Here is a 19,063-nt window from a genome sequence, read left to right as displayed (position 1 = left end):
CGCGCCGCGGCAGTCGCGGCGCTTTCCTGAGCACGATCATGTCTGGCAATACCCTGGGCCTGCTGTTTTCCGTCACCACCTTCGGCGAGTCGCATGGCCCGGCCATCGGCGCTGTCATCGACGGCTGCCCGCCCGGCATGACGCTGTCTGCAGAAGACATCCAGCCCGATCTGGATCGGCGCAAGCCCGGCACCTCGCGCCACGTGACGCAGCGCAAGGAGGAGGACCTCGTCGAGATCCTCTCAGGCGTGTACGAAGGGAAAACCACGGGCACGCCGATCTGCCTGCTGATCCGCAATACCGACCAGCGCAGCAAGGATTACAGCAACATCGTCGAGACCTTCCGTCCGGGCCACGCCGATTACACCTACTGGCACAAATATGGCATCCGCGATCCGCGCGGCGGCGGCCGTTCTTCCGCACGCCTGACTGCGCCGACGGTGGCCGCAGGTGCCGTCGCCAAGAAGTGGCTGCGCGAGAAGTTCGGCGTTGAAATCCACGGCTTCATGTCGCAACTGGGCGATATCCAGATCCCGTTCATGGACTGGAATGAGGTGCCGAACAACCCGTTCTTCGCGCCAAATGCTGAGGTCGTTCCCGAACTGGAAACCTACATGGATGCACTGCGCAAAGACGGCGATTCCGTCGGCGCGCGCATTGAGGTGGTGGCCACGGGCGTGCCCGTCGGCTGGGGCGAGCCGCTGTTCGATCGCCTGGATGCCGATATCGCACACGCGATGATGGGGCTGAACGCTGTGAAGGGCGTTGAAATCGGCGCGGGCTTCCACGCGGTCAGCCAGCGCGGTTCCGAGCATGGCGACGAGTTGACGCCGGAAGGCTTCGTCGGCAACAACGCCGGTGGCATCCTGGGTGGGATATCGACGGGGCAGGATATTTCCGTGTCGCTGGCAATCAAGCCGACGTCGAGCATTCGCACGCCGCGCCGTTCGATCGACAAGGCGGGCGATCCGGCTGTGGTCGAGACGTTCGGCCGTCATGACCCCTGCGTTGGCATCCGTGCCACGCCGATCGCCGAGGCGCTGCTGGCGCTCGTGCTGATCGACCACGCGCTGCGCCATCGTGCGCAATGCGGCGACGTGTCGGTCGAGACGCCGGCCATCGCGGCAAAGGCTTCCTGAATCGATTCGCTCAGGCAACAAAAAAGACGGCTTCAAGCCGTCTTTTTTGTTGGGCGACTGCCCGGTACTTACATGCCGACGTAGTTCGGTCCGCCACCGCCTTCGGGCGTGACCCACACGATGTTCTGCGTCGGGTCTTTGATATCGCAGGTCTTGCAGTGCACGCAGTTCTGCGCGTTGATCTGCAGGCGCTCCGTGCCCTCATCGTTCTTGACGAACTCATACACGCCGGCCGGGCAGTAGCGCTGCTCGGGGCCGGCAAACTGCGTCAGGTTGATGCGCGTCGGAACGGTCGGATCTTTCAGCGTCAGGTGGGCCGGCTGATTCTCTTCGTGGTTCGTGTTCGAGATAAACACCGACGACAGGCGATCGAACGTGATCTTGCCGTCCGGCTTCGGATACTCGATCTTCGGGCATTCCGATGCCGGCTTGAGCGACTGGTTGTCCGACTTCGTACCGTGCAGCGTCCAAGGCGGGTTGCTCACGCCAATCTTGGGCAGCAGCCACTGTTCGATGCCGGTCATGATCTTGCCCAGTGTCGGGCTCTTCTTGAACCAGAGCTTGAAGTTGCGCGACTGATCCAGTTCTTCCTTCAGCCAGCTCTGTTCGAAGGCCGCAGGGTATGCGGAAAGCTCATCAGCGGAACGGCCGGCCGTCACAGCTTCGAACACGGCGTCGCCGCAAAGCATGCCGCTCTTGATGGCCGCGTGGCTGCCCTTGATACGCGCCGCGTTCAGGTAGCCAGCATCGCAACCGACCAGCGCACCGCCCGGAAACACGGTTTTCGGCAGCGCCTGCGGCGTGCCGTTGTTGATGGCGCGTGCGCCGTAGCCGATGCGCTTGCCGCCTTCGATGTGCGCGCGGATGGCGGGGTGAGCCTTCCAGCGCTGCATCTCTTCGAACGGGCTCATCCAAGGGTTCTTGTAGTCCAGCCCAATCACGAAGCCAAGCGTGACCTTATTGTCTTCCAGGTGATACAGGAAGCCGCCGCCGAAGGTATCGTCTTCCATCGGCCAGCCGGCGGTGTGGACCACGAGGCCAGGCTTGGCCTTGGCCGGATCGATTTCCCAGAGTTCCTTGATGCCGATGGCGAAGGTCTGCGGATCTTTGCCGGCGCTGAGCTTGAATTTCTCCAGCAACTGGCGGCCCAGATGGCCGCGCGCGCCTTCTGCGAAGATGGTGTACTTCCCGAGCAGCTCCATGCCGAGCTGGAAATTCTCGGTAGGCTCGCCGTCCTTGCCGATGCCCATGTTGCCGGTGGCCACGCCGCGCACGGCCCCCTTGTCGTCATACAGTACTTCGGCTGCAGCAAAGCCCGGGAAAATTTCCACGCCCAGCGCTTCGGCCTGCGTGGCCATCCACTTCACCACGTTCGACAGCGAGATGACGTAGCAGCCGTCGTTGTGGAAATTGCGCGGTACGAGCCAGTCGGGCGTGCGCTTGGAGTCGGTTTCGCTTAGGAAGAGCACGTCGTCGCCGGTGACCGGCTGGTTAAGCGGGGCGCCGTCGGCCTTCCAGTTGGGAAGCAATTCAGTGATCGCGCGCGGGTCCATCACCGCGCCCGACAGAATGTGGGCACCGGGCTCGGAACCTTTTTCCAGCACGACGACGGACACGTCCTTGCCCGTCTCCGCGGCCAGTTGCTTGATGCGAATCGCTGTCGCCAAGCCGGCAGGGCCACCGCCGACGATAACGACGTCATACTCCATGGACTCTCGTGGGCCGTATTGTTCGAGGAGCTGCTGCTGGTTCATAAGTGTCTCTTCGCTGCTTTGGGGACAGTTAGGGGCGTTTGCTTATTGGTATGACGGATTGCTGCATTAGAATTTTCCGCATTGTCCGGGACACGCCCGGATGCGGCAAGGGAAATTTCTGAACGATCGTTCGATTTTTTGCTAAGCTGCGCTCAAATCACATGCCGATATTGCTTCGGAGCAGCCGGGCGCCTGCCAAACCAACACACGGGGAACACGCATCATGGGTCTGTCGATCAATCTGGAAGGCAAAGTCGCGCTGATCACCGGCGCATCGAGCGGCCTGGGCGCACGTTTTGCCCACACGCTGGCCGCCGCGGGTGCAAAGGTCGTCCTGGCCTCCCGCCGTGTAGAGCGCCTGAAGGAGCTGCGCGCCGACATCGAATCCAAGGGCGGCAGCGCCCACGTCGTCCGCCTGGACGTGACGGATCCCGACAGCATCCGCGCCGCTATCGCGCACGCTGAAACCGAGGCCGGCACGATCGACATCCTGGTCAACAATTCGGGAGTCTCGACCACGCAGCGCATGGTGGACGTCACCCCGGACGACTTCGATTTCGTGTTCGATACCAACACGCGTGGCGCGTTCTTCGTAGCGCAGGAAACGGCCAAGCGCATGATTGCGCGCGCAAAGGGTGCGGAGAAAAACGGTTCACCGCTGCCGCAATCGCGCATCGTCAACATTGCATCTGTGGCGGGGCTGAAGGTGCTGTCGCAGATTGGCGTGTATTGCATGAGCAAAGCCGCCGTGGTGCACATGACCAAGGCCATGGCGCTGGAGTGGGGCCGTTACGGCATCAATACGAACGCGATCTGCCCGGGCTACATCGACACCGAAATCAATCATCACCACTGGGAAACCGAACCGGGTCAAAAGCTTGTGCAGATGTTGCCGCGCAAGCGCGTTGGCAAGCCGGAAGACCTCGATGGGCTGATTCTGCTGCTGGCGTCGGATCAGTCGGACTTTATCAACGGCGCGGTCATCAACGCCGACGACGGCATGGTGTAACGCTTCAGCAGCCTTAATGCCCCATAAGCCGCTGCACAAGTTCGAGCGAGGTGTTGGCGGCGTACTTCTTCATCAGTCGCGCGCGGTAGATTTCCACCGTGCGCGGGCTGATTTCCAACTGTTTGCCGATCTGCTTGCTGGTCTTGCCTTCGACCAACTGCGCAGCGATATCGCGTTCGCGCGGCGTGAGCGCCGCCGTGACGGGGCGATGAGCTGAGAGATCTTCGAACGTCCAGATACCTTCGCCCAGCGGTTTCGCACGATCCAGCGCACGGCCGGTGACGTGGCACCAAAACAATTCGCCGTTGGCGCGCTTCATGATGCGCTCGTCGGAATAGCTGCCGCGCGCATTCATGACGGGGATGATGCGTGCGCCGGTGCGTTCGAATTCGTCATGCGTCGGATAGAGCAGTTCGAACGATTGCCCCATCATGGTCGTACGCGAGTGACCGAAGATGCGAGCGGCTTCGTCGTTGACGTCGAGCATCACCCGCTCGCGGGACATCACCATGCCCACAGGGGCAAGCTGGAACGCAGTCTGGTAGTCGAGGGCGGGCATATGTATTCGTACGTATTGCTGCGTCGCGCGACGCTTGCGTATTCTCGCCAGATTGTACCGTTACAATTTTCCGGCGCTGCACCGCACAAACCCCAAGTGTGCGTGCGGTCAAAACCAGCTGGATTCGTTGGACTACCAAGGAAGGAGCACGCATGAACAAAATCTTCGCCAGCGCCAGCGAGGCGCTCGCGGGCGTCGTCAAAGACGGCCAGACCATTGCCGTGGGCGGCTTCGGCCTGTGCGGCATTCCGGAAGCGCTGATTGCCGCGCTGCGCGATTCGGGCGTCAAGAATCTCACGTGCATTTCCAACAATGCCGGCGTCGACGGTTTCGGCCTGGGCTTGCTGCTGGAAACCCGCCAGATCAAAAAGATGATTTCGTCCTACGTGGGCGAAAACAAGGAGTTCGAGCGCCAGTATCTGGCCGGTGAACTCGAGTTGGAATTCACCCCGCAAGGCACGCTGGCCGAAAAGCTGCGCGCCGGCGGCGCCGGCATCCCGGCGTTCTTCACCAAGACCGGTGTCGGCACGCTTGTCGCCGAAGGCAAGGAGCTGCGCGAGTTTGACGGCGAGACGTACGTCATGGAACGCTCGCTGGCGCCCGACGTGGCGCTGGTGAAAGCCCAGGTGGCTGACAAGTCCGGCAACCTGCGTTTCAACCTGACCGCACGCAACTTCAATCCGGCTGCGGCCACGGCGGGCAAGATCTGCATCGTTGAGGTCGAAGAGATCGTCGAGGTGGGCGAGCTTGCACCCGACGACATCCATCTGCCCGGCATCTATGTGCACCGCATCGTGCTCAATGCCACGCCCGAGAAGCGCATCGAAAAGCGCACCATCCGAGCAGCCAACTAAGGAGACCGACATGGCCTGGACCCAAGACCAATTGGCGGCGCGTGCTGCCCAGGAGTTGCAAGACGGTTTCTACGTCAACCTCGGCATCGGCATCCCGACGCTGGTTGCGAACCACACCGGCGACAAGGAAGTCTGGCTGCAAAGCGAAAACGGCATGCTGGGCATCGGTCCGTTCCCCACGGAAGATGAGGTGGACGCCGACCTGATCAACGCGGGCAAGCAAACGGTGACCACGCTGCCCGGAAGCGCCATCTTCGGCAGCGACCAGAGCTTTGCGATGATTCGCGGCGGCAAGATCAACCTGTCGATTCTTGGCGCGATGCAGGTGAGCGAGACGGGCGACCTCGCCAACTGGATGATCCCCGGCAAGATGGTCAAAGGCATGGGCGGCGCGATGGACCTCGTGGCCGGCGTCAAGCGCGTGATCGTGCTGATGGAACACACCGCCAAGAAAAAGGACGGCACCGAAGACCTGAAGATCCTGCCCAAGTGCACGCTGCCGCTGACGGGCGTGGGCGTGGTGGATCGCATCATTACGGACCTCGGCGTGATTGACGTGACCGAGCAGGGCCTGAAGCTGATCGAAACTGCGCCGGGTGTGTCGCGCGAAGAGATCCAGGCTAAGACAGGCGTCAACCTGCTGTAATCGCTGACATCCGGAGACACGCATGCTGCAAGGAAAAACCGCCCTCGTTACGGGCTCGACCAGCGGGATCGGTCTGGGTATCGCCTGCTCGCTGGCCGCGCAGGGCGCCAATATCATCATGAACGGCTTTGGCGATGTGGAAGCACCCAAGGCGCAGATCGCCGCCGCCGGCAAGAATGCCATCCGCATCGGATATCACGGTGCCGACATGAGCAAGCCGGCCGAGATCGAAGCGATGTTCGCCTATGCCGACGCTGAATTTGGTGGCGTCGACATCCTCGTCAACAACGCCGGCATCCAGTACGTGGCGAACGTCGAAGATTTCCCGACCGAACGTTGGGACGCCATTATCGCCATCAATCTCACCTCGGCTTTCCACACGACGCGGCTTGCCGTGCCGGGCATGAAGCGCAAGAACTGGGGCCGCATCATCAACATCGCGTCGGCGCATGGCTTGGTGGCGTCGGCGCAGAAGTCGGCGTACGTGGCGGCCAAGCACGGTATCGTCGGCTTTACCAAATCTGTGGCGCTGGAGACGGCGCAGACGGGTATCACGTCCAACGCGATCTGTCCGGGCTGGGTGCTGACGCCCCTGGTGCAAAAGCAGATCGATGCGCGGGCCGAGAAGGATGGCCTGTCCGCGCTCGAGGCCAAGAAGGATCTGCTGATGGAAAAGCAGCCCTCGGGCGAGTTCGTTACGCCCGATCAACTCGGCGCTCTGGCGGTCTTCCTGTGCAGCGATGCGGCTGAGCAGGTGCGCGGGGTAGCGTGGAACATGGATGGCGGCTGGGTCGCTCAGTAAGCCAATCGGCTCCAGAAAAAGCCTCGCTCCGGCGAGGCTTTTTTATTGGGGATCGGCGCGGAAGTCTGCTGCGCCGCCGCATGCCCGTGGGGCCGCGTACAATCAGGCTTCGCTGTCTCCGTCATTCCCGTGTAGGAGTTGTACATGCCAGTTTCGCCGCGTCTTGCCTTCGTGCAGTGTCTGAGCCCGTCCGGCTTGCACCGGATGGCGTATCACGAGTGGGGCGACGCGCAGAATCCGCGCGTGCTGGTTTGCGTGCATGGCCTCTCGCGCACGGGGCGTGATTTCGACGTGCTGGCACAGGCGCTGTGCAACGACTATCGCGTCATCTGCCCCGATGTGGTGGGCCGGGGGCGCTCTGATTGGCTGGCCGACCCGAAAGGCTATGTGCTGTCTCAGTACGCATCCGACATGGTCACACTGCTCGCGCGGCTGAATGCCGAGTCCGTCGACTGGTTTGGAACCTCGATGGGAGGCCTGATCGGCATCGGCTTGGCAGGCTTGCCGAAATCGCCGATCCGCAAGCTGTTGCTCAACGATGTGGGCCCGCGCGTGACGGAATCGTCGTTGACGCGCATCGGTGCTTATCTCGGACTGAACGTTCGCTTTAAGACGTTCGATGAAGGGCTGGCCTACCTCAAGACGATCAGCGCTTCATTCGGCCCGCACACGCCGGAGCAATGGCGTGAGTTGAACACGGCGATCCTGAAGCCGCAGGGCGGCGAGTGGATCCTGCATTACGATCCGCGCCTGGCCGAGCCGTTCAAGAACACCACGCCCGAAATGATCGCCGCCGGCGAGGACGCACTGTGGAAACTGTTTGAGGCGATTCCCGGTGAAGTGCTGGTGGTGCGCGGCGCCCATTCCGACTTGCTGACGCGCGAGACCGTCGAGGCCATGATGCAACGCGGCCAACACGTGAACACGGTGGAAATTCCCGATGTGGGCCATGCGCCGACCTTCATCCAGCCCGATCAGGTGGCGATCGCCCGCAAGTTCTTCCTCGGTCAATGACCGGTTACTTGACCTTATTCGATTTGCAAGATGAGCACTGAACTGAAGCGTTACAACGTCGAACATCGCTATTCCGACGCAGCCGTCTACAACGGTGTCGTGTACGTGGCAGGCCAAGTGCCGGAGACCACGTTGGACGCCGGCATTGCCGAGCAGACGGCGGAAGTGCTCGCCATCATCGATCGCGTGCTGGCCGCCAATGGCAGCGACAAGACGCGCATCCTGATGTGCCAGATCTTCCTGAAAGACATCAGCGAGATTGGCGAGATGAACGAGGTGTGGGACCAGTGGGTCGCCGCCGATTCCAAGAACTCGCCGCCGCGCGCCACCGTTGAGGCCGCGCTGGCCAATCCGAAGTACCGCATCGAAATCGTCGTGACGGCCGCGCAGAAAAGCTGAGCCCGTCGCGTCACAGCAGGACGCAAGCAGGACGCATCATGGAGAACAAGACCGAACGGCCGGCCGAGGGGTCCGGATCGACGGCAGAGCAGGTCGCTCGGGCGATCGAATACCTTGTGGCGAATGCCGCAGACAGCGTCACGCTGACCGGCGAGCCGCTCGAGTCGCACGCGCGCGGCACGATCGCCATCCTTGAAGGGCTGCGCGTCGATACGCCGTCGTTGCAGGCGGCCGCGCTGTTTCTGTTGCCCACGCTGGCAATGGACAACGAAAAGGCGCTTGAGCCCGCGTTCGGGGCTGAGGTCGTCAAGCTCGTGCACGATGTGCGGCAACTGCTGCGCATTGGCGCCATTGCCGGCCTCGTCAGTCCGACCGATGCCAGCATCACGCGCAAGAACGAAGCCGAGGCGCGCCGCGCGCAAGTCGAGGCGTTGCGCAAGATGTTGCTCGCGTTCGCGCAGGACATTCGCGTGGTGCTGATCCGGCTGGCGTCGCGGTTGCAGTCGCTGCGCTGGCTGGCGCAGACGAAGCGCTCGGCGCCGGAAGGCATGGCGCGCGAGACGCTGGATATCTATGCGCCGCTCGCTAACCGGTTGGGTATCTGGCAACTGAAGTGGGAGCTTGAAGACCTCGGCTTCCGCTTCGAGGATCCCGATACCTACAAGCGCATCGCGCGCCTGCTGGATGAAAAGCGCATCGAGCGCGAGAAGTTCATCGGCCAGGCCATTGAGCAACTCCAAAAGACCTTGCACGACGCCGGCATCCAGGCTGAGGTGAGCGGCCGGCCCAAGCACATCTACAGCATCTGGAAAAAGATGCGCGGCAAGGAACTCGACTTTGCCGATCTGTACGACGTGCGCGCCTTTCGCGTCATCGTCGACGACATTAAAGATTGCTATACGGTGCTCGGCTTCGTGCACCACATGTGGCAGCCGATCCCGAAGGAATTCGACGACTACATCTCGCGTCCGAAGGCCAACGGCTACATGTCTCTGCACACGGTGGTGATCGGCGACGACGGTCGAGCGCTGGAGGTGCAGATCCGCACGCGCGAGATGCACCACTTTGCCGAGTACGGTGTGGCGGCGCACTGGCGCTACAAGGAGGCAGGCAACAAGGGCTACGCCGGCCAGTTCTCCGCCAGCGAGCGCTACGACGAGAAGATCGCCTGGCTGCGCCAACTGCTCGCCTGGAAGGACGATGCCGAGCACACCGTCGCGCACGAGGATTCGCCTTGGGAGCAACTCAAGCACACCGAGCTGGATGACCACATTTACGTGCTGACGCCGCAGGCGCGCGTGATCGCCTTGCCGCAAGGCGCGACGCCGGTCGACTTCGCTTACTACCTGCACAGCGATCTCGGCCACCGTTGCCGCGGCGCGCGTGTAGACGGCACGATGGTGCCTCTGAACACACCGCTCAGGAACGGCCAGACTGTCGAGATCGTCACCGTCAAGCAGGGTGGCCCGTCGCGCGATTGGCTGAACACCGAGCTGCACTATCTCGTCAGCCCGCGAGCACGCACGAAAGTGCGCGCGTGGTTCAACGCGATGGAGCTGGAAGAGACGCTCGCGCAAGGCCGTGCGCTCATCGACAAGACATTGCAGCGCGAAGGAAAGACCGCCGTCAACCTGGAAGAGCTGGCCGCGAAGCTCGGATACAAGACGTCGGAAGATCTTTACGCCGTGGTCGCCAAGGACGAGCTGAGCCTGCGTCGCATCGAGGCTGTTCTGCGCTCGGATGGGGCGCCGCCGCCTGTGCCCATCGACGACGAGGCCGCCATCACCAAGAAGAGCCGCGCCACCAGCGTGGCCCGTGGCGCGAAGAGCGGCGTATTGGTGGTGGGCGTCGATTCGCTCCTCACACAGATGTCGCGCTGCTGCAAACCGGCGCCACCGGACGCCATCGTCGGCTTTGTCACGCGTGGCCGCGGCGTCTCGATCCACCGTCAGAGTTGTGCGACGTTCCAGCAACTGGCGGCCCGCGCGCCGGGGCGCGTGATCCAGACGGAATGGGGCCAACGCAGCGATTCGGTCTATCCAATCGATATCCAGGTCGAGGCGCTGGACCGGCAGGGCTTGTTGCGCGACATCTCGGAAATCCTTTCGCGCGAAAAGATCAATGTGACCGGCGTGCGCACGCTGTCGAGCAAGGGCGTCGCAAAAATGCAGTTCACTGCGGAGGTGTCAGAGGCGACGCAGCTGCAACGCGCGCTGACTTTAATCGAAGAAGTGCAAGGGGTATTGACAGCCCGAAGGAAGTGACGGTATAGTCTTGTTCTTCGGCAGGCTCGTAGCTCAGCTGGTTAGAGCACCACCTTGACATGGTGGGGGTCGTTGGTTCGAGTCCAATCGAGCCTACCAACGCATTTAGCAGGACGCGTCGGGTAGGGTGTCCAAGCCGTCATCCTCGTAATTCCCGGGTTTGTCCCGTACCACTGAACACAAGGCGAAATATGATTCAGGCACTGCGAACTACAACCGCTTCGGAGCGACAGTAGTCAAGGTGCGGTTTTCGCCCTTTGCGGTCTGCCCAAGCGGGAGATAGCGCAAATGAAAACGCGGCCTTGGCCGCGTTTTTTTTCGTCCGCGATTTCGTGTCACGCGTGGCGATCAAGCTGAAAACGCTTCGAAGCATCCAATTCGACAAACTGCCTCGTCGATCCGGCGTGGCGCACGACAGAATGACAGCCTTCGCGCGGACGACAAGCGCGACGGTGACTCCACAGGAGCAAGCATGATCGCAATCACCCTGCCGGACGGTTCCCGGCGCGAGTTTCCCGGCCCGGTCACGGTGGCTGAAGTGGCGCAGAGCATCGGTGCAGGCCTGGCCAAGGCAGCCCTGGCGGGCCGCGTGGACGGTCAGATGGTTGATACGAGCTACACGATCGACCGGGATGCCAAGCTCGCCATCATCACCGACAAGGACGCCGATGGCGTTGACGTGATCCGCCACTCCACGGCCCACTTGCTGGCCTACGCCGTCAAGGAGCTGTATCCGGACGCACAGGTCACCATCGGCCCGGTCATCGAAAACGGCTTCTATTACGACTTCGCCTACAAGCGCCCCTTCACGCCGGAAGACCTCGTCGCCATCGAAAAGAAGATGACGGAGCTCGCCAAGAAGGACGAAAAAGTCACGCGTGAAGTGCTGAGCCGCGACGAAGCCGTCAAGCTGTTCGAGGGCATGGGCGAGAAATACAAGGCTGAAATCATCGCCTCCATTCCGGAGGATCAGGAGATTGGTCTGTATCGCGAGGGCAACTTCGTCGACCTGTGCCGCGGCCCGCACGTGCCCTCCACGGGCAAGCTGAAGGTTTTCAAGCTGATGAAGGTGGCGGGCGCGTATTGGCGCGGCGACCACAATAACGAGATGCTCCAGCGCATCTACGGCACGGCCTGGGCGAAGAAGGAAGACCAGGAAGCCTATCTGCACATGCTGGAAGAGGCTGAGAAGCGCGACCACCGCAAGCTCGGCCGCGAGCTCGACCTGTTCCACATCGACGAGTATTCGCCCGGCACGGTGTTCTGGCATCCGAAGGGTTGGACCCTTTGGCAGGAGATCGAGCAGTACATGCGCCGCGTGTATCGCGAGAACGGCTACCAGGAGGTGAAGGGGCCGCAGATTCTCGACAAGACGCTGTGGGAGAAGACCGGCCACTGGGACAAATACCGCGAGAACATGTTCATCACGGAATCGGAAAAGCGTGAGTACGCGCTCAAGCCGATGAACTGCCCCGGCCACATCCTCATCTACAAGCAGGGCATCAAGAGCTACCGCGATCTGCCGCTCCGCTTTGGCGAATTCGGGGCGTGCCACCGCAACGAGCCTTCGGGTGGCCTGCACGGCATCATGCGCGTGCGCGGCTTCACGCAGGACGATGGCCACATTTTCTGCACGGAAGACATGATCCAGGCCGAGGTGACGGCGTTTACGACGTTGCTGCAGAAGGTCTACAAGGATTTCGGCTTTACTGAGATTCTTTACAAGCTGTCGACGCGTCCGGACAAGCGCATCGGCACCGAAGAAAGCTGGGACCGCGCCGAGGCTGCGTTGGCCGAGGGCTTGCGTGCATCGGGTTGCGAGTTTGAGTACCTGCCGGGTGAGGGGGCGTTCTACGGTCCCAAGATCGAGTATGTGCTTAAAGATGCACTTGGTCGCCAGTGGCAATGCGGCACGATCCAAGTCGACCCGAACCTGCCGGAGCGCCTGGATGCTGAATTTGTCGGCGAAGATGGCGCGCGCCATCGACCGATCATGCTGCACCGGGCCATCGTTGGCAGCCTTGAGCGCTTTATCGGTATCTTGATCGAGCAATATGCCGGAGCGCTGCCCACGTGGCTTTCGCCCGTGCAGGTTGCGGTGCTCAGCATCACCGATTCGCACGCCGAATACGCGCAATCCGTTGTGCAATCCCTGCAAAAACAAGGATTTAGGGCGGTCGTCGATTTGCGGAATGAGAAGATTGGGTATAAAATCCGCGAGCATTCCGTTCAGAAGGTCCCCTACCAGATTGTGGTTGGCGATAAGGAACGGGACGAAAATCAGGTGGCCGTGCGTGCCCGTGGCAACGTCGATCTAGGCTCCATGCCGCTGTCGGCGTTCGTTGAGCGACTGCAGAACGATCTCGCCAACAAGTCATGAGCTGGGCACGGCTTGTTTTTTTGAATCTTTGAGGACATCAACATCGCTACTGACAAATCTTCTCACCGCCTCAACCGCGAGATCACCGCGCCGGAAGTCCGGCTAACCGGGGTTGATAATGAGGCGCTCGGCATCGTCAAACTGTTCGACGCGCTGCGTCTGGCAGAAGAGAAGGACGTCGACCTAGTCGAGATCGCGCCGACTGCAACGCCGCCAGTCTGTCGCCTGATGGACTATGGCAAGTTTAGGTATTCGGAGCAGAAGAAGGCTCACGAGGCCAAGCTGAAGCAGAAGGTCATCCAGGTGAAGGAAGTCAAATTCCGCCCCGGTACCGACGACAACGACTACGGCGTCAAGCTGCGCAACGCAACGCGCTTCCTTGAGGATGGCGACCGGGTAAAGGTTACCTTGCGTTTCCGGGGCCGCGAAATGGCTCACCAGGAACTCGGTATGCGCGTGTTGGAGCGTATCAAGTCTGACCTGGAGGAATTCGGTCAGGTTGAGCAGATGCCGAAGATGGAAGGTCGCCAGGCAGTGATGATGTTGGCGCCCAAGAAGAAAAAGTAATGCAGCGGCGGCCGGGCGATTCCGGTTGCGCTGAGCAGGTTCCAGACGGAAACGTCGGAAGACGCGGCAGGTGTCAAAGCCTGCCGCGATACAACAAGTGAGCCCGGGTCTTGCAAGTGTCGGCGCCAGCCGTCCACCTGGCTTCATGTCAAAAACGGAGTTGTTCCATGCCGAAGATGAAGACGAAGAAAAGCGCTTCCAAGCGCTTTACTGCCCGTCCTGGTGGCACGATCAAACGTGGCCAAGCCTTCAAGCGTCACATCCTGACCAAGAAGACCACCAAGAACAAGCGTCACCTGCGCGGTACCGAGGGCGTCCATGAGACGAACCTGAAGTCCGTTCGCGCAATGATGCCGTACGCCTAACCCTAACTAACTACGAAAGGAGCATTTCATGCCTCGAGTAAAACGTGGGGTCACAGCGCGGGCCCGTCATAAGAAGGTTATCAGCGCAGCCAAGGGTTACCGCGGCCGCCGCAATAACGTCTATCGCATCGCCAAGCAGGCGGTCATGCGTGCTGGTCAGTACGCCTACCGCGATCGGCGCAACAAGAAGCGCGTGTTCCGTGCGCTCTGGATTGCACGTATCAACGCTGGCGCACGCGAGCATGGTCTGACCTACAGCAAGTTCATGAACGGCCTGAAGAAGGCGTCCATCGAGCTGGACCGCAAGGTGCTGTCGGACATGGCCATTCACGACAAGGTGGCTTTTGCTGCCATCGTGAACCAGGTGAAAGCCAACGTCGCCTGAATTGGATTAGCCGGGCAGGTTGCTGGAATTGCCCAGTAAATTTGCCGGCTGATCACCCTGACGGGGCTCTCACCGAGCCCCGTTTTTTATTCCGCGCATTTTCGCGGACCCGAATCCCCAGAATTTTTTCGCTCGCCTTCCCATGTCACTGGATCTGGATCAAGTCGTCGTCGATGCCCAAAACGCGTTTGCCGCTGTGCAGGACAACGCCTCGCTGGAAAACGAGAAGGCCCGCTTTCTCGGTAAGTCCGGCGTGCTGACCGACTTGCTCAAAGGCTTGGGTAAGCTCGATCCGGAAACCCGCAAGTCCGAAGGCGCGCGCATCAACCAAGCCAAGAGCCGCGTTGAAGAAGCGCTCAACGCCCGCCGCCAGGCGCTGGCCGATGCGCTGATGAATGCCCGCCTGGCCGCGGAGGCGATCGACGTGACGCTGCCCGGGCGCGACGTGGCAGAGGGCAGTCTGCACCCTGTGATGAACACCTGGGAGCGCGTCGCCAAGATCTTCGGTTCGATCGGCTTCGATGTCGCTGACGGCCCCGAAATCGAATCCGACTGGATGAACTTCACGGCGCTGAACAACCCGGACAACCATCCGGCCCGCTCGATGCAGGATACGTTCTACATCGACGGTCGAGACAGCGAGGACAAGCTCTTGCTCCTGCGCACGCACACCAGCCCGATGCAGGTGCGCTATGCCCGCATGCATGTGGAGAAGTACAAGCACCTCGACCGCATCCCGCCGATCAAGGTCATCGCCCCGGGCCGCACGTATCGTGTCGACAGCGACGCAACGCACTCGCCGATGTTCCATCAGGTCGAAGGCCTCTGGATTGCAGACAACATCAGCTTTGCCGACCTGAAGGGCGTCTATACCGATTTCCTGCGCAATTTCTTCGAGCGCGACGACATCCAGGTGCGTTTCCGCCCGTCGTATTTCCCGTTCACCGAACCGTCGGCCGAGATCGATATGGCGTTCGGCAACGGTAAATGGCTGGAGATTTCCGGATCCGGCCAAGTGCACCCGACGGTGGTGCGCAACATGGGCCTCGACCCCGAGCGCTACATCGGCTTCGCGTTCGGCTCCGGCCTGGAGCGCCTGACGATGCTGCGCTATGGCATCAATGACCTGCGCCTGTTCTTCGAGGGCGATGTACGTTTTCTGCGCCAGTTCGCGTAAGCGCCGCGCGCTCGCACTGGTACTTCATCGCTCCGTTAATCGAATTCTCTTTCCTGTCGCGCCATGCAATTTCCGGAATCCTGGCTTCGCAGTTTCGTCAATCCGCCGATCACCACGGATGAGCTTTCCCATCGCCTGACGATGGCTGGCCTCGAGGTGGAGGAGGTCGACCCCGTCGCGCCGCCGTTCTCGCAGATCGTCGTCGGCCATGTGGTCGAGGTGAACAAACACCCGGACGCCGATCGCCTCAACGTGTGTAAGGTCGATGCGGGCACGGGCGAATTGCTGCAGATCGTCTGCGGCGCTCCGAACGTGTCGGCAGGCATCAAGGTACCGTGCGCGCTGGTCGGCGCCGAGCTGCCCCCGGGCGAGGACGGCAAGCCGTTCAAGATCAAGATCGGCAAGCTGCGTGGCGTGGAGAGCTACGGCATGCTGTGTTCGGCGCGCGAGCTGAAGCTGTCGGAAGACCACGGCGGTCTGCTGATCCTGCCGGAAGACACGCCGGTGGGCGAAGACATCCGCAAGGTGCTCGATCTGGACGACCAGATCTTCGTCATCAAGCTGACGCCCAACAAGGCCGATTGCCTGTCGATCCATGGGGTGGCGCGTGAAGTGTCCGCGCTGACTGGCGCCCCCATTACCGTGCCGTCGATGGCACCCGTGGCGGTGACGCTGGCCGACACGCTGCCGGTCAAGGTGGAAGCACCGGACCTGTGTGGTCGCTTCTCGGGCCGCATCATCCGCGGTGTGAACGCGCACGCGAAGACGCCGACCTGGATGGTGTCGCGCATCGAGCGAGCGGGCATGCGAAGCGTGTCGGCGCTGGTGGATATCTCGAACTACGTGATGCTGGAGCTGGGCCGCCCGTCGCACGTGTTCGACCTGGACAAGATCCACGGCGGCCTGACGGTGCGCTGGGGCAAGCCTGGCGAACAGCTGAAGCTGCTCAACGGCGACACCATCACGGTCGACGAAAAGGTCGGCGTGATCTCGGACGAGCAGGCCATCGAAAGCCTCGCCGGCATCATGGGCGGCGACAAGACGGCCGTAACGCTCGATACACAGAACATCTATGTTGAAGCCGCATTCTGGTGGCCGGAAGCCATCCAGGGCCGTGCGCGCCGCTACAACTTCTCGACCGATGCGGGCCACCGCTTCGAGCGCGGCGTTGATTACGCGACCACCGTTGAACACATCGAACGCATCAGCGCGCTGATCCTCGAAATCTGTGGCGGCCAGGCTGGACCGATCGATGACCAGATCGTCAATCTGCCCAAGCGCGAGCCTGTGCGCATGCGTGTCGCACGTGCCGCGCGCGTCCTGGGTATTCCGCTGTCGCACGACGTTGTGGCGGACGTGTTCAAGCGCCTCGGCCTCACGTTCAGCGTGGACGGCGATGTGTTCATCGTCGAGCCGCCGTCGTATCGCTTCGATCTTGAAATCGAAGAAGACCTGATTGAAGAAGTCGCCCGCATCTACGGTTTCGAGCGGATTCCCGCCAAGCCCCCCGTGGCCGAGAATGCGATGAGCCCGACTGACGAGGCGCACCGCACGATGCACGACGTGCGTCATGCCGTTGCTGCACGTGATTACCACGAGCTCGTCAACTTCGCCTTTGTCGAGACCGAATGGGAAGCCGACTTTGCCGGCAACACCAACCCGATTCCCTTGCTGAATCCGATTGCCAGCCAGTACTCGGTGATGCGCAGCACGCTCATCGGCGGCTTGCTGGACAAGGTGCGCTACAACCTGAACCGCAAGGCTTCGCGGGTACGCATGTTCGAGGTGGGTCGTGTGTTCCACCTCGATGCGACTGTCGCCGATGGTGGTCTGTCGATCGCCGGGTACGCACAGCCGATGATGGCCGGTGGCATTGCATATGGTCCGGCCAAGGAAGAGCAGTGGGGCGTGCAGACACGCCCTGTTGATTTCTTCGATGTAAAGGGTGACGTCGAATCGCTGCTGTGGCCGTTGCAGGCGCGTTTCGAGCGCGCGGAGCACCCCGCGCTCCACCCGGGCCGCTCCGCACGCGTGGTGCTGAATGGCCGTGCCATCGGCTGGATCGGTGAACTGCATCCGCGTTGGCTGCAGAAATACGACCTGCCGACCGCGCCGGTGGTGTGGGAGCTGGAGCTTGATGCCATCACCGCTGTCGGTCTGCCGAAGTATCGCGAAGTGCCCCGTGTGCCAGCAGTGACGCGCGACATTGCGCTCGTCGTACGTCAGGGTGTGGCGGTGCAAGACCTTGTCGATATCTTCGAAAAGACGGCTGTTGGCACGCCTTGGGAACGCTATCTGCAAGGCGTTGTGCTGTTCGATGAATTCCGTCCGAAGGCCGCCACGGCTGCCATTGGGGCGCAGGAGAAAAGCCTTGCCTTCAGAATTACGTTGCAAGATACTGACAGCACCCTTCAGGACGACATTGTCGAGGCCGCCACACAGCAACTGATTCGAGCGGCCGGCGATGCATTCGGCGCGCGCCTGCGTGCCTGACGTTTCAGACGTCCGCACTGCGCTAGAGACAGCTCGAACGAACCTCCGCATTCGGATCGAATACGCTAAGCGAATCCTATGAACGATCAACACGCGCCTGCGTTGGCGGCATCCTTGGGCGACTCGCTCGGTTCTTCTTCGGCGGCATTGGCCGACGCACGTGATGCGCGCGCTCAGGACGTGCCGACGCTTACCAAGGCCGAGCTTGCCGAGATGCTGTTCGAGCAGGTCGGCTTGAACAAGCGCGAGTCGAAGGACATGGTTGAAGCGTTTTTTGACGTGATTCGCGAGGCGCTCGAGCAGGGTGACAGTGTCAAGCTGTCTGGCTTCGGTAATTTCCAGTTGCGCGACAAGCCGCAGCGCCCGGGCCGAAATCCGAAGACGGGGGAAATCATCCCCATCACTGCGCGCCGCGTCGTGACGTTCCACGCTAGCCAGAAGCTCAAGGCGCTCGTTGAAGAGCGCGTCGAGCCGCTGCCGGTCGACGTCGCGTAATTCTGCTGCGTGAATTCGCTCAGCCGTCTGTTCAGTTCGTCTCTTTCGCCAGCCCTGTAGTCCACCCCTGTATGGCCGCCGACAAACACACGGAGCGGGTCAACCTGCCGCCGATTCCTGCCAAACGCTACTTCACCATTGGCGAGGTAAGCGATCTGTGCGCCGTCAAGCCGCATGTGCTGCGCTATTGGGAGCAGGAGTTCACGCAGCTCAAGCCAGTCAAGCGACGCGGCAACCGACGCTACTACCAGCATCATGAAGTCCTGCTGATCCGGCGCATTCGCGAGCTGCTGTATGAGCAAGGCTTCACGATCAATGGCGCGCGGAATCGGCTGGATGAGTTGCGGCATGGCGTAAGTGCCGCATCGCAGGTTGAAGCCGATGAGGTAGAGACCGAAGTTGCGGCGCCGATGTCAGCCGCTGTGACCGGTTCGGTCGATGTGCAGAACTTGCGGCGCGCGCTGTCCGCCGTGTTGGAAGTACTGCGTACCGACAAGCCGTAGTTGCAGGCAACTAGCGCGTAGACAGCAAGCAAAAAAAAGAAACGAAAAAGCCCGCGTAACGTGATCCGTTACGCGGGCTTTTGTTTGGTCGGGGCGAGAGGATTTGAACCTCCGACCACCTGCACCCCATGCAGGTACGCTACCAGGCTGCGCTACGCCCCGAAGCCTGAAAGTATAACAGAGGCGTGGCGCCGATGACTAGTAGTTCGCTCGCGGTTCGATCGGGCGCGGTGCGGTCGTGTCGCGCATCGCTGTGGC

The 19,063-nt window shown here is 61.5% G+C and carries 18 protein-coding genes and 2 tRNA genes; 17 read left to right on the top strand and 3 right to left on the bottom strand.

Annotated elements, in window-relative coordinates; genetic code table 11:
• Positions 1-38 precede the first annotated feature (38 nt).
• On the top strand, positions 39-1,139 hold the full coding sequence (aroC, locus tag N5B55_RS08565) for a chorismate synthase (RefSeq protein ID WP_304537903.1): 1,101 nt from the start codon (positions 39-41) through the stop codon (positions 1,137-1,139).
• A gap of 68 nt (positions 1,140-1,207) precedes the next feature.
• Here the strand turns inward: aroC and N5B55_RS08560 are convergent, their stop codons facing one another.
• Positions 1,208-2,893 (bottom strand): electron transfer flavoprotein-ubiquinone oxidoreductase, encoded by a 1,686-nt coding sequence (locus N5B55_RS08560; RefSeq protein WP_065856454.1) that lies wholly within the window; start codon positions 2,891-2,893, stop codon positions 1,208-1,210.
• Between the two features lie 223 nt (positions 2,894-3,116).
• Between N5B55_RS08560 and N5B55_RS08555 the strand changes: the two genes are divergently transcribed.
• On the top strand, positions 3,117-3,902 hold the full coding sequence (locus N5B55_RS08555; protein WP_012762130.1) for an SDR family oxidoreductase: 786 nt from the start codon (positions 3,117-3,119) through the stop codon (positions 3,900-3,902).
• 13 nt (positions 3,903-3,915) lie between these two features.
• Here N5B55_RS08555 and N5B55_RS08550 read toward each other — a convergent pair whose 3' ends face one another.
• Entirely contained in the window at positions 3,916-4,461 is a 546-nt protein-coding gene (locus tag N5B55_RS08550) for a LuxR C-terminal-related transcriptional regulator (RefSeq protein WP_304537902.1), read from the bottom strand.
• A 152-nt stretch (positions 4,462-4,613) separates the two neighbouring features.
• Between N5B55_RS08550 and N5B55_RS08545 the strand changes: the two genes are divergently transcribed.
• From N5B55_RS08545 to N5B55_RS08475, 15 genes are all read left to right on the top strand, one after another.
• A complete protein-coding gene (locus N5B55_RS08545; RefSeq protein ID WP_304537901.1) occupies positions 4,614-5,315 on the top strand; it encodes a CoA transferase subunit A in 702 nt (233 codons plus the stop codon).
• A 10-nt stretch (positions 5,316-5,325) separates the two neighbouring features.
• A complete protein-coding gene (locus tag N5B55_RS08540; protein WP_304537900.1) occupies positions 5,326-5,961 on the top strand; it encodes a 3-oxoacid CoA-transferase subunit B in 636 nt (211 codons plus the stop codon).
• 22 nt (positions 5,962-5,983) lie between these two features.
• Positions 5,984-6,763: a 3-hydroxybutyrate dehydrogenase gene (locus tag N5B55_RS08535; protein ID WP_065856452.1), complete on the top strand. Its 780-nt coding sequence runs from the start codon at positions 5,984-5,986 to the stop codon at positions 6,761-6,763.
• A 144-nt stretch (positions 6,764-6,907) separates the two neighbouring features.
• Positions 6,908-7,777: an alpha/beta fold hydrolase gene (locus tag N5B55_RS08530; protein WP_304537899.1), complete on the top strand. Its 870-nt coding sequence runs from the start codon at positions 6,908-6,910 to the stop codon at positions 7,775-7,777.
• Positions 7,778-7,807: 30 nt separating this feature from the next.
• Positions 7,808-8,176: a RidA family protein gene (locus tag N5B55_RS08525; protein WP_065856448.1), complete on the top strand. Its 369-nt coding sequence runs from the start codon at positions 7,808-7,810 to the stop codon at positions 8,174-8,176.
• A gap of 38 nt (positions 8,177-8,214) precedes the next feature.
• On the top strand, positions 8,215-10,440 hold the full coding sequence (locus tag N5B55_RS08520; protein WP_178960213.1) for a RelA/SpoT family protein: 2,226 nt from the start codon (positions 8,215-8,217) through the stop codon (positions 10,438-10,440).
• Positions 10,441-10,462: 22 nt separating this feature from the next.
• Positions 10,463-10,539: transfer RNA gene (locus N5B55_RS08515), tRNA-Val, on the top strand.
• Positions 10,540-10,912: 373 nt separating this feature from the next.
• Complete coding sequence (gene thrS / locus N5B55_RS08510) at positions 10,913-12,820, top strand: threonine--tRNA ligase (protein WP_154206925.1); 1,908 nt, start codon at positions 10,913-10,915, stop codon at positions 12,818-12,820.
• A 42-nt stretch (positions 12,821-12,862) separates the two neighbouring features.
• Positions 12,863-13,387, top strand: coding sequence for a translation initiation factor IF-3 (gene infC, locus N5B55_RS08505; protein ID WP_369812430.1), 525 nt, complete (start codon positions 12,863-12,865; stop codon positions 13,385-13,387).
• A 167-nt stretch (positions 13,388-13,554) separates the two neighbouring features.
• Positions 13,555-13,752, top strand: a complete 198-nt coding sequence (gene rpmI, locus N5B55_RS08500; RefSeq protein ID WP_004636003.1) for a 50S ribosomal protein L35 — start codon at positions 13,555-13,557, stop codon at positions 13,750-13,752.
• Between the two features lie 28 nt (positions 13,753-13,780).
• On the top strand, positions 13,781-14,137 hold the full coding sequence (gene rplT, locus N5B55_RS08495) for a 50S ribosomal protein L20 (RefSeq protein WP_012762124.1): 357 nt from the start codon (positions 13,781-13,783) through the stop codon (positions 14,135-14,137).
• A gap of 142 nt (positions 14,138-14,279) precedes the next feature.
• Positions 14,280-15,314: a phenylalanine--tRNA ligase subunit alpha gene (pheS, locus tag N5B55_RS08490; protein ID WP_065856437.1), complete on the top strand. Its 1,035-nt coding sequence runs from the start codon at positions 14,280-14,282 to the stop codon at positions 15,312-15,314.
• A gap of 63 nt (positions 15,315-15,377) precedes the next feature.
• A complete protein-coding gene (gene pheT, locus N5B55_RS08485; RefSeq protein ID WP_304537898.1) occupies positions 15,378-17,807 on the top strand; it encodes a phenylalanine--tRNA ligase subunit beta in 2,430 nt (809 codons plus the stop codon).
• A 78-nt stretch (positions 17,808-17,885) separates the two neighbouring features.
• On the top strand, positions 17,886-18,302 hold the full coding sequence (locus N5B55_RS08480; protein ID WP_012762121.1) for an integration host factor subunit alpha: 417 nt from the start codon (positions 17,886-17,888) through the stop codon (positions 18,300-18,302).
• Positions 18,303-18,373: 71 nt separating this feature from the next.
• The gene (locus tag N5B55_RS08475; RefSeq protein ID WP_154206923.1) at positions 18,374-18,805 is read left to right on the top strand and encodes a MerR family transcriptional regulator; all 432 of its coding nucleotides are present in this window, start codon (positions 18,374-18,376) and stop codon (positions 18,803-18,805) included.
• A gap of 85 nt (positions 18,806-18,890) precedes the next feature.
• Here the strand turns inward: N5B55_RS08475 and N5B55_RS08470 are convergent.
• Positions 18,891-18,967 (bottom strand) — tRNA-Pro (locus N5B55_RS08470).
• Between the last annotated feature and the right edge of the window lie 96 nt (positions 18,968-19,063).

The sequence above is a fragment of the Ralstonia pickettii genome (assembly GCF_030582395.1).
Taxonomy (GTDB): domain Bacteria; phylum Pseudomonadota; class Gammaproteobacteria; order Burkholderiales; family Burkholderiaceae; genus Ralstonia; species Ralstonia pickettii_D.
The sequence above is the reverse complement of the archived record's forward strand: the minus strand, read 5'-3'. Positions and strand labels throughout refer to the sequence as shown.